At 62.8% G+C, this 13652-nt stretch carries 13 protein-coding genes; 4 read left to right on the forward strand and 9 right to left on the reverse strand.

Going from position 1 to position 13652, the window contains the following annotated elements; all coding sequences use genetic code 11:
* Positions 1-75: 75 nt before the first annotated feature.
* From hflX to B0H98_RS00840, 7 genes are all read right to left on the reverse strand, one after another.
* Positions 76-1386 carry a ribosome rescue GTPase HflX gene (gene hflX / locus B0H98_RS00810; protein WP_106373174.1) on the reverse strand — a complete coding sequence of 437 codons (1311 nt, stop codon included), beginning with the start codon at positions 1384-1386 and terminating at the stop codon, positions 76-78.
* A gap of 37 nt (positions 1387-1423) precedes the next feature.
* Complete coding sequence (gene hfq, locus B0H98_RS00815) at positions 1424-1672, reverse strand: RNA chaperone Hfq (RefSeq protein WP_009099947.1); 249 nt, start codon at positions 1670-1672, stop codon at positions 1424-1426.
* Positions 1673-1808: 136 nt separating this feature from the next.
* Positions 1809-2747: a tRNA (adenosine(37)-N6)-dimethylallyltransferase MiaA gene (gene miaA, locus B0H98_RS00820; protein ID WP_106373175.1), complete on the reverse strand. Its 939-nt coding sequence runs from the start codon at positions 2745-2747 to the stop codon at positions 1809-1811.
* A gap of 41 nt (positions 2748-2788) precedes the next feature.
* Positions 2789-4747, reverse strand: coding sequence for a DNA mismatch repair endonuclease MutL (mutL, locus tag B0H98_RS00825; protein WP_106373176.1), 1959 nt, complete (start codon positions 4745-4747; stop codon positions 2789-2791).
* A 7-nt stretch (positions 4748-4754) separates the two neighbouring features.
* Positions 4755-6194: an N-acetylmuramoyl-L-alanine amidase gene (locus B0H98_RS00830; RefSeq protein ID WP_244182959.1), complete on the reverse strand. Its 1440-nt coding sequence runs from the start codon at positions 6192-6194 to the stop codon at positions 4755-4757.
* A 28-nt stretch (positions 6195-6222) separates the two neighbouring features.
* Positions 6223-6720, reverse strand: a complete 498-nt coding sequence (tsaE, locus tag B0H98_RS00835; RefSeq protein WP_106373178.1) for a tRNA (adenosine(37)-N6)-threonylcarbamoyltransferase complex ATPase subunit type 1 TsaE — start codon at positions 6718-6720, stop codon at positions 6223-6225.
* Positions 6721-6731: 11 nt separating this feature from the next.
* Positions 6732-8225, reverse strand: a complete 1494-nt coding sequence (locus B0H98_RS00840) for an NAD(P)H-hydrate dehydratase (protein ID WP_106373179.1) — start codon at positions 8223-8225, stop codon at positions 6732-6734.
* Positions 8226-8339: 114 nt separating this feature from the next.
* Here B0H98_RS00840 and queG point away from each other — a divergent pair, with 114 nt between their 5' ends.
* Positions 8340-9428 carry a tRNA epoxyqueuosine(34) reductase QueG gene (queG, locus tag B0H98_RS00845; RefSeq protein WP_106373180.1) on the forward strand — a complete coding sequence of 363 codons (1089 nt, stop codon included), beginning with the start codon at positions 8340-8342 and terminating at the stop codon, positions 9426-9428.
* 28 nt (positions 9429-9456) lie between these two features.
* Here the strand turns inward: queG and orn are convergent, their stop codons facing one another.
* Entirely contained in the window at positions 9457-10038 is a 582-nt protein-coding gene (gene orn, locus B0H98_RS00850; RefSeq protein ID WP_106373181.1) for an oligoribonuclease, read from the reverse strand.
* An 87-nt stretch (positions 10039-10125) separates the two neighbouring features.
* On the opposite strand from orn, the gene rsgA reads away from it, so the two are divergent.
* The 3 genes from rsgA to asd are packed head-to-tail and all read left to right on the forward strand — an operon-like array spanning position 10126 to position 12913.
* On the forward strand, positions 10126-11145 hold the full coding sequence (gene rsgA, locus B0H98_RS00855) for a small ribosomal subunit biogenesis GTPase RsgA (RefSeq protein WP_106373182.1): 1020 nt from the start codon (positions 10126-10128) through the stop codon (positions 11143-11145).
* A 17-nt stretch (positions 11146-11162) separates the two neighbouring features.
* On the forward strand, positions 11163-12005 hold the full coding sequence (locus B0H98_RS00860; RefSeq protein ID WP_106373183.1) for a sulfurtransferase: 843 nt from the start codon (positions 11163-11165) through the stop codon (positions 12003-12005).
* Between the two features lie 41 nt (positions 12006-12046).
* Positions 12047-12913 carry an archaetidylserine decarboxylase gene (asd, locus tag B0H98_RS00865; RefSeq protein ID WP_106373184.1) on the forward strand — a complete coding sequence of 289 codons (867 nt, stop codon included), beginning with the start codon at positions 12047-12049 and terminating at the stop codon, positions 12911-12913.
* Here the strand turns inward: asd and B0H98_RS00870 are convergent.
* Entirely contained in the window at positions 12905-13546 is a 642-nt protein-coding gene (locus B0H98_RS00870) for a TetR/AcrR family transcriptional regulator (protein ID WP_106373185.1), read from the reverse strand. The genes asd and B0H98_RS00870 overlap by 9 nt on opposite strands.
* Positions 13547-13652: the final 106 nt, after the last annotated feature.

The following is a 13652-nucleotide window of genomic DNA, read 5'->3' on the forward strand; positions in this document are numbered from 1 at the left end:
TGAAATTATTGCTATCTCAATTTGTTATTACCATCGTCATACGATCAGACGCTGCGAAGTCGGATGGGTAGCCTGTTACCACTCATCCGTTTCGCGCAGCGCTTCAGGCAGATACGTATTGGCGCGCTCGCCAAGCTGGGCCATCAACTGATTGAAATCGCGCCGAGGCAGGCGCACATCCAGTACCGAGTGCCCCTGCTCATCAAACGCCTCCTCACGCACGGCGTTAAGCTCATGCAGCCCGGCGCGCAGCTTGCCCTGTTCCGGGGTCAGCGTGAGCGAGAAGCCGATAACGTCACTAGCCAGTCGCTCGGTGAGCGCTTCGTGAAGCAGCTCCAGCCCCTGCCCCTGCTGGGCCGAAAGCCAGACGACCTCGGGCACGCCATGGCCGTCGCGTTCGATACGCGGGGCGCTGTCAAGCTTGTCGATCTTGTTCATGACCTTGAGTACCGGCACGCTGTCCGCGCCAATCTCTTTTAGCACGTACTCGACCTGATCGACATTCAGTTCGCGGTCGGGGTCGGCCGCATCGATCACGTGGACCAGCAGCGTGGCTTCGGCGGCTTCCTGAAGCGTGGCCTGAAAAGCCTCGACCAGCTTGTGCGGCAGATGGCGGATAAACCCCACCGTATCCGCCATGACCACGGGGCCGACATCTTCGATTTCAAGACGCCTGAGCGTCGGGTCCAGCGTGGCAAACAGCTGGTCCGCGGCGTATACCTCAGCATCGGTCAGCGCATTGAACAGCGTCGATTTACCCGCATTGGTATAGCCCACCAGCGATACGCTGTGAATCTCGGCGCGGGCGCGTGCCCGGCGGTTCTGTTCACGCTGGCTACGCACTTTATCCAGGCGTTTGTTGATGGCCTTGATACGTCCTCGGAGCAGGCGACGGTCGGTTTCCAGCTGTGTTTCGCCGGGCCCGCGCAGGCCGATCCCGCCCTTCTGGCGCTCAAGGTGCGTCCACCCGCGCACCAGGCGAGTAGACATGTATTCTAACTGGGCAAGCTCGACCTGCAGCTTACCTTCATGGGTTCGTGCCCGCTGCGCAAAGATATCCAGGATAAGACCGGTACGGTCAAGAACCCGGCATTTGAGCTCACGCTCAAGGTTGCGCTGTTGGGAAGGACTCAAACTGTGATTGAAGATCACCAGTTCAGCCTGATGAGCCGCGAGCATGGCTCGCAGCTCTTCCAGTTTGCCCGAACCGATAAAGGTCCGGGAATCCGGGCGCTGACGACTGGCGGTGAGTAGCGTCGCAGGCTCTGCACCAGCAGAGCGCACGAGCTCAAGAAACTCACCTGGGTCTTCACGTGCCTGCTCATCGTGAAAGTCTACGTGAACAAGTACCGCCGTTTCACCGGCTTCTGGGCGCTCAAAAAACAATCAATACCTCGAGGATTCTATTGCTCATCCAGCGGTGTCAAATGTCCGCATCGGGTGCGGCTGGATCCTGTGCCGGCAAACGCACGTTGCGTGACGGCACCACCGTGGAAATAGCATGTTTATAAACCATCTGACTTACGGTATTACGCAGTAGAATGACAAACTGGTCAAAGGATTCGATCTGGCCTTGCAGCTTGATGCCATTGACCAAAAAGATGGAGACCGGAATGCGCTCTTTGCGCAAAATATTCAAGTATGGGTCTTGAAGGGACTGCCCTTTGGACATGTTGCTCTCCCTAAAACTGTCGTTGGGGTTGGTTATTAATGGCGTGCCCTACTGGTGCTACGCCGCAATCTGTTGCCCGAAAGGCCTGGTCACATGGCCGCTCGAAAACACTCGCTTACGAAATCACTATCTTACGCTAAGCACCGCTTTCACGCACGAATTTCAGCGTCTTATCCACCACGTCGCCCTGCTGCGAATCAATCCAGTTGAGATTCTTCCAGCTTCTCAACCACGTCAGCTGACGCTTGGCGAGCTGACGCGTCGCGATCACTCCGCGCTCTTTAAGCGTAGGGTAATCGTACTCGCCGTCCAGATATTCCCATGCCTGCCGATAGCCGACGCTTTTCATGGCGGGAAGATCGATATGCAGGTCATCACGCTTTTTGAGGGCGCTTACTTCCTCTATCAAGCCCTCTGAAAGCATCGTGGTGAAACGTTTTTCGATGCGGCCATGCAAAACGCTTCGGTCCGCGGGCGACAGAGCTATCGACAACACCCGCCAGGGAAAGGTTTCCGGCTGCTGTTCTGCCCATAGTGCGCTCATGGGCCTGCCGGTTGAGTAATAGACCTCCAGCGCGCGCATCATGCGCTGGGGGTCGTTGGGATGAATGCGCTGAGCCGACACCGGGTCCACCTGCCTTAACGCTTCGTGCAGTGCGCCCAGGCCCTCGGCTTCGCGCTTCAGTGCCAGCTGCTCGCGGATGGCAGGGTCGGCCGCGGGCATCTTTGCCACGCCTTCCACCAGGCACTTGTAGTACAGCATGGTGCCGCCCACCAGCAGCGGGACCTTGCCCGCCGCGCTGATTTGTCGCATCTCGGAGAGTGCGTCTTCACGAAAATCTGCCGCGGAATAGGGCTCTGACGGATCGCGCAGATCGATCAGCCGATGGGGCGCGCGGGCAAGCTCTGCGGCGCTGGGCTTGGCGCTGCCGATATCCATGCCGCGATAGACCATGGCGGAATCCACGCTGATCAACTCATGGCCCAGCCGTTCGTGCAGCGCTATCGCCGTATCGGTCTTGCCGGCCGCGGTCGGGCCCATCAGGAAAATCGCCCAGGGGCGCGTATCAGCCATAGGGTGGCAAACTCCGCCATGCTTGAAAGAAGGGTAAGAAACTACTGGCCGCGCAGAAACAGCTTATCCAGCGCTTTCATGCTCATCTGAGTCCAGGTGGGCCGGCCGTGGTTGCATTGGTCGCTGCGCTCGGTGCGCTCCATATCACGCAGCAGCGCGTTCATTTCGGCTACGGTCAGGCGCCGGTTGGCGCGCACGCTGCCGTGGCAGGCCATGGTAGAGAGCAGCTCATGGATCCGCACTTCCACCTGGTGGGTGCGCCCAAAACGGGCCAGCTCCTCGAGCATTTCACGTACCAGCGCTTCGGGGTCCGCCTGGGCAAGCAGCGCCGGTAGCTGGCGAACCAGAAGCGTTTCCGGCCCGGCGATATCCAGCTCTATGCCAAGTTTGGAAATGGCCTCCTGCTCGCTTTCGGCAGTGGCCACCTCTGCCCGGCTGGCGGCCAGCGAAACCGGCACCAGCAGCGGCTGCGTATCGATACCGTTTGCCGCTGCCAGCTGGTCTTTCATGCGTTCATACACGATGCGTTCGTGAGCGGCGTGCATGTCCACCAGCACCAGCCCCTGAGCGTTCTGAGCCAGAATGTATATGCCATGCAGCTGCCCCAGCGCAAAACCCAACGGCGGTGCGCTGGCAGGGTCGCTTTCCGGCATGGCCAGCGGCGCCTCGCGCACCTGGTTGGCGGATAACGCCTCGCCAGCTCTCGCGCCTGGCGCCTGAGGCGTCAGCAGCGTCTCTTCGTGGCCGGGATGCAGCGCCTGATACCCCTGCATGAAGCGCCGCACCTTTTCCGCTCCCGGGTGGCGGTCGGGTGCCTGCGGCGGGGCAAGCGCCATGCCCTGCTGCTGCCACGTGCCAGACGCTTTACCCGATTCTGGCGAGTTGGCCGCGGCGTCTTCGCCAGCCCCCGGCTCGGCAGGTGAAGCATTCAGGGGCTGAGGCGCTTCAGCACCCTCCTGCGCATCGCTTTCGGCCGGCCTGGACGCGGCCAGGCAGTGGTGCAGGCTGGAGTAGAGAAAATCATGCACCATTCGGCCATCGCGAAAGCGTACTTCGTGCTTGGTCGGATGCACGTTGACATCTACCACGTCCGGGTCGAGGGTCAGGTACAGCACGAATACCGGATGGCGGCCGTTATACAGTACGTCGCGGTAAGCCTGGCGCACCGCATGGGCGACCAGCCGGTCGCGCACCACGCGGCCGTTGACGAAAAAGTACTGTTGATCCGCCTGGGAGCGCGAATGGGTAGGCAACCCCACCCAGCCGTTCAGGCGCAGCCCGCCCGCTTCGCGTTCGATATAGCGGGCATGCTCGATGAAGTTCTTGCCCAGCAGTGAAGCAATGCGCCGCTCCTGGGCGGCCGCCGAGTGGCCGGAAGGCAGCTGATGCACCACTTTCTGGTTATGGCGCAGCACCCAGGTGATGTCGTAGCGCGACAGCGCCTGGCGCCGAAACGCCTCTTCCACGTGGGCAAACTCGGTCTTTTCAGTGCGTAGAAACTTGCGCCGCGCCGGCGTATTGAAGAACAGATCGCGCACCGCCACGCTGGTGCCGCGCGGGTGCGGGGCGGGCGTCACCCTCGCTTCCATTCCCCGCCCTTCGGCCACCACGCGCCAGCCGCCGCGCGGATCGTCCTCGGCGTTGGAGACAAGTTCAAGGCGCGACACCGAGCTGATCGAGGCTAGCGCCTCGCCGCGAAACCCCAGCGAGCTGACGCCTTCCAGATCTTCAAGGCTGCCGATCTTGCTGGTGGCATGGCGCGCCAGCGCCAGCGGCAAATCCTGTTCGCCAATACCAATACCGTCATCGCGCACCTTGATGAGCCGCGCACCGCCCTGCTCGATCTCCACTTCGATACGCTGACTGCCCGCATCGATGGCGTTCTCGATCAGCTCCTTGGTCACCGAAGAGGGACGCTCGACCACCTCCCCGGCAGCAATCTGGTTGGCCAGGCGAGGGTCGAGCACATGAATACGCGGTGATGCAGGCAACTCGGACACAGGCACCTCAAGAGTTGGGAATACGTAAGACCTGGCCGACGCGAATGACGTCGCCGTTCAGATCATTCGCCTGACGCAGCTGGCCTACCGGCACGCCGTGGCGCACCGCAATCGAGGAGAGCGTATCCCCGGACTGAATACGGTACTCGTTGCCCGTGGGCTGACGCTGATGGTCACGCTGCCAGGCAAGCCGGCTGGCCGGCGGCGGGTTGCGTTCGAAGTGAGCGCGCAGGCCGCCAAATATGGCATCCGCAAGCCCCTGCTGGTGCACCGGATCACGCAGCCGGCGCTCCTCGCTCGGGTTGGAAATAAACCCGACCTCTACCAGCAGGGAGGGGATATCCGGCGACTTGAGTACCATGAAGCCTGCCTGCTCTACGCGCGACTTGTGCAGCCGATTGATCCGACCCAACTGCTCCAGCACCTGCCCGCCAATCGACAGCGAGTCGTTGAGCGTGGCGGTCATGGTCAAATCGAGCAGCACGCCGCGCAGCACCTGGTCCTTGTCGCGCAGCGACAGGTTGCCATCGACGCCGCCAATCAGATCAGCGCGGTTTTCGCTGTCGGCCAGCCACTGGGCAGTTTCAGACGTAGCGCCTCGCTGGGAAAGCGCATACACCGAACTGCCTTCCGGGCGCGGGCTGCTGAAGGCATCGGCGTGCACGGATACGAAGAAGTCCGCCTTCTGCTCACGGGCCAGCTGGGTACGCTGGCGCAGGCCCACGTAATAATCGCCGTCGCGAATCAGCACCGCCTTGAAGCCTGGCGTGCCGTTGACATCTGCTGCCAGTTTGCGGGCGATATCCAGCACCACATCCTTCTCGCGCGTACCGCCGGGGCCGATGGCCCCCGGATCCTCCCCCCCATGGCCGGGGTCGATGGCGATGATGATATCGCGCTGTGGGTGGGGCTGGGCAGGCTGCACTTCCACCGGGGCAGGCGTTGCCGGAGCGGGCGAGGCTTCGCTGCCCGGCACCTGCGCCTGGGCTTGGGTATTGCTGCGCTGCGCGAGCATTTCCTGATCGCGAATCATTGCCTCGATAGGGTCAATGGGGTTTTCGACCGCGCTCTCGCCCGGGTATTCGAGATCCACCACCAGGCGATGTCCGTACTGATCGTTGGGCGGCAGAACAAAATGGCGCGGCTCGACGGAACGATTAAGCTCCAGCACCACGCGCAGCCCGCCGCCGTCCCGCGCCCCGGTGCGTACGGCCTCGATCGCACTTCCTTCAAGGGGCAGCGTGGAGGCGTCGGTATCCAGGCGGCTCTCGTCAAGGTCGATGACCAGCCGGTCCGGGTTCGCCAGTGAAAAGACGTTGGCATTGGTGGCGCCGGAAAGATCGAACACCAGGCGCGCGTGGTCCGGCGCCGCCCATAGCCGCATGCTTTCAACGGTGGCAGCGTGGGCCGATGACATGCCGGCCAGCAGCGCGACCAGTCCAGGCATCAATAGACGCCCCAGGCAAGCCATGTGTTTACTCGGCATGGCGAGCACCGTCCTGTGACTGATGAGAAGAAACATGTGCATCAAGCGCTTGAAGGATACCCTTGCCCTGCGCACTCTCGGCGCGCAGCGTCAGCTGACGCCCCACCTCGCCCACCGCGAGCGAAAGGCGAAGATCCGGGGCAGGCAGCCAGCCTTCGCCACGGCTTGGCCACTCGATAATGCATAGCGCATCGTCGGACAGCACATCGCGCCCACCGATGAACTCAAGCTCTTCAGGGTCTGCCAAACGGTAAAGATCCAGATGATAGACACGCTTGAGCCCAAACTCATAGGGTTCAACAAGCGTGTAGGTAGGGCTCTTGACTGCCCCTTCATGCCCGTAGGCGCGCAGGATCCCGCGGGTCAAGGTCGTCTTGCCGGCGCCCAGGTCGCCTTCGAGATAAACGCGCCCACGTCCCTGCAATGCGCGTCCCAGCGCTTCACCAAAGGCGACCTGCGCCTCTTCATTATCCAATTGCACCTGCATGCGGGCTGCCTTTACGGGTTGATCAATTCTCGCGCATAGGATGCCAGATCGCTTGCCAGCAAGCCACGTTCTCCTGCACCCTTTGCCGCCCGATCGGCGGCCAGCGCGTGTACCAGGGTTCCCAGGCAGGCGCTCTGTTCCACCTCGCCACGCTGGGCCACCAGGGCACCCAGCATACCGCTGAGCACATCACCCATGCCGCCACTGGCCATACCCGGGTTGCCATACGGGCATACCGCAAGGCCTGCCGAGCTTGCCACCAGGCTCCCCGAGCCCTTGAGAATCACCACCCCGCCGCGGGCTTTCTGCAAGGCGCGCGCCGCGGCAGGCCGGTCCGCCTGGACCTCGGCGGCCGAGCAGCCCAGAAGGCGCGCGGCCTCGCCGGGGTGTGGCGTCAGAATCCAGTTGTCGCGCCGTTCATCGGGCCAGTGGCTGGCCAGCAGGTTGAGCGCATCGGCATCCACTACCAGCGGCGCGTTGGCGGCCAGGGCATGCTGGAGCACTGCCTGCCCCCAGGCGCCCTGCCCCGTGCCCGGCCCCACGACCAGCACATCGGCCTGCTGGGGCAGCTCGTCAATATCTGCCACCCCGCGCACGCCGTGGGCCATCACCTCCGGGCAGCGTATCAGGCTCGCCGTAATATGCTCCGGGGCGGTGGCCAAGCTAACCTTGCCAGCCCCCAGCCGCGCCGCTGCCTGAGACGCCAAGAGCGCCGCACCACCAAAGCCCGGCGCGCCGCCCAGCACCAGCACGTGCCCCATGTCCCCTTTGTGGCTGGTGCGCGAGCGCGGCGCAAACGCCTCTTTCAGCCAGGTTTCATCAAGACGCCAGGCAAACGGCGGGATATCGAAAAAGACCTCGGCCTTGACGCCCAGCGGGCGAAAGTCGATCTCACCGGTGTAGGCTGGCGCCTCGCCGGTGTGCAGGCCAACCTTGTCGCCGATGAACGTCACCGTGCCATCGGCCTGCACCGCCTCACCCAGCACCGCGCCGGTGTCGGCGGCAAGCCCCGAGGGGATATCGATCGCAAGCACAGGCTGACGGGCAGCATTGATGGCGCCAATCGCCTGGCGGGCAGGCCCGGTCACTTCATTACGCAGCCCCGTACCCAGCAGGGCATCGACAATGACTTCACCGGTAAATACGCACTCTGCATGCCACTGCTCGCAACCCACCCCGGCAGAAGTAGCAAGCTCCGCCGCACGGGCGGCATCGCCGGCAAGCTCATCCAGCGCCTTGAGAGAGATACGCTGCACCTTGAGCCCGGACTGGATCGCCAGCGCGGCCAGCACGTGGCCGTCGCCGCCGTTGTTGCCGCTGCCGCACACCACCGTGACGCTACGCGCCTGGGGCCAGCGTGCCCGGAAGCTGTGCCAGGCGCTGGAAGCGGCCCGCTGCATCAGGGCGAAGCCTTCGATACCGCCGGCAATGGTGCGGCGATCCAGTTCCCGTACCTGCTCGGCCTTGAACAGCGGGCGTAACGTGGAAGCACTCAAGGTGAACACGATCTCTCCTTTGCATGTTGTGATGGCAGCCAATGCGTTAGCATAGCGTGCCAAACGCTCGACCGTAGACCGATGATGCCCAGTTCCCCTGCTTCTGCACATTCCCGCCCATCCATGCCCCACGATGAGCTGGCCCGCCTGGCCGACCTGGTAAAGACCTGGGGCCGCGAGCTGGGTTTTCAGCAGGTCGGCATTACCGATGTCCAGCTGGATGCTCACGAACAGCATCTGGCCACCTGGCTGGATAAAGGGTATCACGGCGAAATGGGCTTCATGGCCAAGCACGGTACCAAACGCACCCGCCCGGCTGAACTCGAGCCCGGCACGCAGCGGGTGATCAGCGTGCGTATGGATTACCTGCCGCCGGAGGTGGAAACCACCAAGGTGCTGGGCCAGCCCGGCAACGCTTATGTATCGCGCTATGCGCTGGGCCGTGACTACCACAAGCTGATGCGCAAGCGCCTGGCCCAGCTTGCCAGGCAGATAGAGCAGGAAGTGGGCACGTTCGGCTACCGCGCCTTCGTGGACTCCGCCCCGGTAATGGAGCGCGCCCTGGCGCAGAAGGCAGGGCTTGGCTGGTTTGGCAAGAACGCCATGCTGCTCAACCCGAAAGCGGGTTCACTGTTCTTTCTCGGCGAGCTGTACACCGACCTGCCCCTGCCCGTGGACCCACCCTTCGAGCAGGAGCATTGCGGCAGCTGTAGCGCCTGCCGCACGGCGTGCCCCACCGGCGCCATCGTGGATGACAAGGTAATCGACTCACGCAAGTGCATTTCCTACCTGACCATCGAGCTGCAGGGCGCCATTCCGGTGGAGTTTCGCCGCGCCATGGGCAATCGGGTGTACGGCTGCGACGACTGCCAGCTGGTCTGCCCATTCACGCGTTTTACCCGGATTAGCCGCGAGCAGGATTTCGCTCCCCGCCACGACCTGGATCGCGCCTCGCTGATCAGCCTGTTTGCCTGGGGCGAGGAAGAGTTTCTGGACAAGACCGCCGGCAGCCCGATTCGGCGCATCGGCTACGAGCGCTGGCTACGAAATCTTGCTGTGGGCCTGGGCAACGCCCCCTGGAGCGAGGCGGTGGAAGCCGCACTCTGGGCGCGTCGCGCCTACCCAAGCCCGCTTGTGCGCGAACACGTGGCCTGGGCGCTGGATGAACAGCGCCACAAGCGCGGCGCGCGCATTGCTACTGCCGCCCCCTGATACGCGGGCTGCCTGGTTCCTCTGTGCCCTACTCCTCTTCGTCCTGCTCGCTCGCTACGCGCAAGAAGGTGTTGCGGTAGTGGGAAAGCTCGGCAATCGACTCCTTGATATCGTCCATCGCCAGGTGCACGTTGCGCTTGCTGAAACCTGCCAGAGCGCCCGGATTCCAGCGCTTGGCAAGCTCCTTGACGCTTGAAACGTCCAGGTTGCGGTAGTGGAAGAAACTCCACAGGGCGGGCATTTCGCGCTCCAGAAAGCGGCGGTCCTGGTGGATGCTGTTGCCGCACATGGGCGATGAGCCGGCCACCACGTACTGACGCAGGAAATCCAGCGTCTGCTGCTCGGCGGCCGCGGTTTGTACCTGGCTTGCCTTGACCCGTGCTACCAGCCCCGATTCGCCGTGCGTCTTCTGGTTCCACTCATCCATACCGGCCAGCAGGCTGTCTGGCTGCTTCACGGCAATCACCGGGCCTTCGGCCACCACGTTCAGGTCCGCATCGGTCACCAGTGTAGCCACTTCGATGATGCGCTCCTTGTCGGGGTCCAGGCCGGTCATTTCCAGATCGATCCAGACCAGCAGGTCGCTGCGCGGTTCGCTACCATTACTCATGCTTTTCTCCACAATCGCCACCGGGTCGAGTTACCCGGCGTCCGTTAACAGGTACACTGTCCCCATTGTACCGAGCATCAGGTGGTCATGAGCAAACGTAAATTGAGTCGCCAGCAGCAATGGCGAGTAGACAAAGTCCAGGCAGAGCGTGCAAGCCGCGCTGAAAAGCGCGACGTGCGCGATGCCGAGAAGCTGGCCGCCGGTGAATACGGCGCCGAACAGCCCGGCCGGGTAATGGCCCATTTCGGGCGTACCCTCGAGGTGCGCAACGCCGAAGGCGCTCCGGTGCGCTGCCACCTGCGCGCCAATCTGGAAGGCATGGTGACCGGCGACCGGGTAATCTGGCGGGCAGGCCAGGAGGGCTCGGGCGTCGTGGTGGCCCGTGAAGAGCGCGACACCGTACTCAAGCGCCCGGACGCCCGCGGGCAGCTAAAGCCCGTGGCTGCCAATATCGACCAGATTTTGATCGTGTTTGCCGTCGAACCCGCGCCGCACCCCAACCTGATCGACCGCTATCTGGTGGCCGCCGAAGCCACCGACATCGCGCCGGTGCTGGTGCTCAACAAGACCGACCTGCTGCCGGAAGACGGTGGCGAGCTTGGCAAGCTCCTGGAGCGCTACCGGGCGCTGGGCTATCCGGTAGTGCGCACCACTACGGCCGATGAAGCAGGGCTTGATGCTCTGCGCGCACAGCTTGAAGGCCGAACCTCGGTATTCGTGGGGCAAAGCGGCGTGGGCAAATCCTCGTTGATCGACCTGCTGCTGCCCGATGAATCGTTGCGGATCGGTGCGCTTTCCGAAGATTCGCGCAAGGGTACGCACACCACGACCACCGCCCGGCTCTACACCATGAACCGCGACGAAGTCACCGACGGCGAGCTGATCGACTCCCCCGGCATTCGCGAGTTCGGCCTGATTCACCTCACCGAACAGGACGTGACCGACGGCTTTATCGAGTTTCGCCCCTTTCTGGGCCACTGCCGCTTTCGCGACTGCCGCCATCGGGAAGAGCCGGGCTGCGCTTTACTTGAAGCGGTGGAGACAGGCAAGATTCACCCAGAACGTTTTGCCAGCTATCGACGCATTCTCGATAGTCTCGACGCCTGATTTCAAAGGAGCTGCCCATGAGCAACGCGCACCCATCGTCGGAATCGAACCTGCTGCCGCTGATCGTTGAACCAGAGCAGCTCAAGGAGCATCTGGAGGATCCTCAGCTTCTGATTATTGACGTACCCGTGAATCCGGACAGCTACCGCCAGGGCCACGTGCCGGGCGCGGTCTACCTGGATTTTCGCTACCTGATGCGCGGTGAAGGCCCCGTGCCTAACGACGTGCCCGACGTCGAGTTTCTCTCCCGCCTGTTCAGCGCGCTGGGGCTTACCCGCGACACTCACGTGGTGGCCTACGATGACGAAGGCGGCGGCTGGGCGGCGCGGCTCTTGTGGACACTGGAACTGATCGGCCACACCCGCTACTCCTACCTGAACGGTGGCATTCATGCCTGGCGCGACGACGGCCTTGATGAAAGCACCGAGCAGACGCAGCCCACGCCCAGCGACTACCATGCCGAGATCCTCAACCCTCACGCGCTGATCACTTTTGAGGAGATCAAGGAGAAGCTGGACGATCGTCAGTTTGCGGTCTGGGATGCACGCTCCAAGGGCGAGTACGACGGTGAGAAAGGCAACAACAAGCACCTTGGCCACATTCCCGGCGCGGTGAACATGGACTGGACCCACGCCATGGATAGAAGCCGCGCCCTGCGCATTCGCGACTACGCCGAACTGATCACCGAGCTTGAAGCCATGGGCCTGACACCGGACATGGAAGTGGCCACCCACTGCCAGAGCCACCACCGCAGCAGCTTTACCTGGCTGGTGGGCAAGGCGCTCGGGTTCAATATCCGCGGCTACGCGGGCTCCTGGGGCGAATGGGGCAATCGCGATGATACGCCCATTGAAAAGTAACCTTCCCGCTTGCCGGACTTACGACTGCAAAAGTAATTAACGTGACGCTATCTCAAAAACTCTTTTCCCTGATTCAATACCCGCTTCCCCATCATGCGATTTCGCGCCTGACGGGCAAGGTCGCCCAGAGCGAAACGCCCTGGCTGAAAAACGCGCTGATCAAGGCGTTCATCCAGCGCTTCAACGTCGACATGAGCGAGGCGCTCGAGCCCGAGCCCACGGCCTACGCCAACTTCAACGCGTTCTTTACCCGAGCGTTGAAGCCCGGCGCGCGCCCGCTCGGCGAAGGCATTCTAAGCCCGGCGGACGGCGCACTTTCACGCCACGGCCGACTTCAAGCGGGCCAGCTGGTGCAGGCCAAGGGCCACACCTACTCCGCCCAGACGCTGCTGGGCGGTGATGCGGCGCTGGCCGAAGAGTTCATGGGCGGAAGCTTCGCCACCGTCTACCTCTCCCCCAGCGACTATCACCGGGTACACATGCCGGCCACGGGCACGCTGCGGGAAATGATCTACGTACCGGGGCGCATCTTCTCGGTCAACCAGGCAACCGCGCGCTACGTGCCCAACCTGTTTGCCCGCAACGAACGCCTGGTGTGCATCTTCGACTCGCCCCAAGGCCCGTTCGCCATGGTGCTGGTAGGTGCAATGATCGTCGCGGCGATCGAGACGGTGTGGTCTGGCCAGGTAACCCCGCTTGCCGGTGTGCCACAGCGCATGCGCTTTGACAAGACAATCACGCTTGAACGCGGCGAGGAGATGGGCCTTTTCAAGCTCGGCTCGACGGTGGTGATGTGTTTTGCCAACCCGGTCACGTTTGAAGACTACCCGCCGGAAACGAAGATCAGCATGGGCCAGACACTGGGCGACTTTACCCACCCGCCGATGCACTCCCCCTCCTCAATCTGATGGCGTCACGCCCGCCAGAAAGATCGTGACGCAGCGCCGTGCCCGAGCACTGCACTGCGTCTCATCAACCTGCAGGCGGCGCCCCAGCAGCGCATTGATATGCCACTCGCCCAGCAGCATGCCCATGAACATCCCGGCGGTCTCATACGGATCATCCACGACCAGCCGGCCCTGGGCTGCCTGATCGCTCAGGTAGTGGGCCAGGGCCTGGCGGGTATGATCAGGGCCGCGGCTTAAAAACAGCTCGCCAAGCTCGGGCGCACGCTCGGCTTCGAACGCCAGGCCACGCACCAGTCGGATGACGCCCGGGTCGAACACCAGCACCAGCATGCGACGGCCCAGCTCGAAAAGCACCTGCTCCGGGGCCTGACGGTCGCGCCGCCCCTCCTCCAGCACTGCCCAGGCGGTAGCAATATGGCGCTCCATGGCCGCAGTAAACAGCTTTTCCTTGTTACCGAACTGCTTGTAAAGCGTCGCCAGCGACCCCCCCGCCCGGGCCACTACTTCGTTGACGCTGGCCCCAGCATAGCCCTGCTCCAGAAAGACATCCCGAGCGGCGTCCAGCAGACGCTCGCGGCGCGCCTCACCGCGTGTGGTCAGCGTTGCGGTATCAGAAGACGTTGAGCGAGACATTTTTAATATTTACCTGTAGCGTGCTAACAAAGTAGCTATGTAGTGTAGCATTCATTACACTATGAAGCTTCTTTTCCGGCGGCCAACCCGCCAGAACGACAGGCGT

Source organism: Vreelandella songnenensis (assembly GCF_003002925.1).
Lineage (GTDB): Bacteria > Pseudomonadota > Gammaproteobacteria > Pseudomonadales > Halomonadaceae > Vreelandella > Vreelandella songnenensis.

Bases quoted from the DNA above. Each gene is read 5' to 3' on its own strand.
- queG (WP_106373180.1), top strand. From the start codon at position 8,340: ATGCCCCACGATGAGCTGGCCCGCCTGGCCGACCTGGTAAAGACCTGG.
- B0H98_RS00860 (WP_106373183.1), top strand. From the start codon at position 11,163: ATGAGCAACGCGCACCCATCGTCGGAATCGAACCTGCTGCCGCTGATC.
- tsaE (WP_106373178.1), bottom strand. From the start codon at position 6,720: ATGCAGGTGCAATTGGATAATGAAGAGGCGCAGGTCGCCTTTGGTGAA.
- orn (WP_106373181.1), bottom strand. From the start codon at position 10,038: ATGAGTAATGGTAGCGAACCGCGCAGCGACCTGCTGGTCTGGATCGAT.
- B0H98_RS00830 (WP_244182959.1), bottom strand. From the start codon at position 6,194: ATGCCTGGACTGGTCGCGCTGCTGGCCGGCATGTCATCGGCCCACGCT.
- rsgA (WP_106373182.1), top strand. From the start codon at position 10,126: ATGAGCAAACGTAAATTGAGTCGCCAGCAGCAATGGCGAGTAGACAAA.
- B0H98_RS00870 (WP_106373185.1), bottom strand. From the start codon at position 13,546: ATGTCTCGCTCAACGTCTTCTGATACCGCAACGCTGACCACACGCGGT.
- hfq (WP_009099947.1), bottom strand. From the start codon at position 1,672: ATGTCCAAAGGGCAGTCCCTTCAAGACCCATACTTGAATATTTTGCGC.
- miaA (WP_106373175.1), bottom strand. From the start codon at position 2,747: ATGGCTGATACGCGCCCCTGGGCGATTTTCCTGATGGGCCCGACCGCG.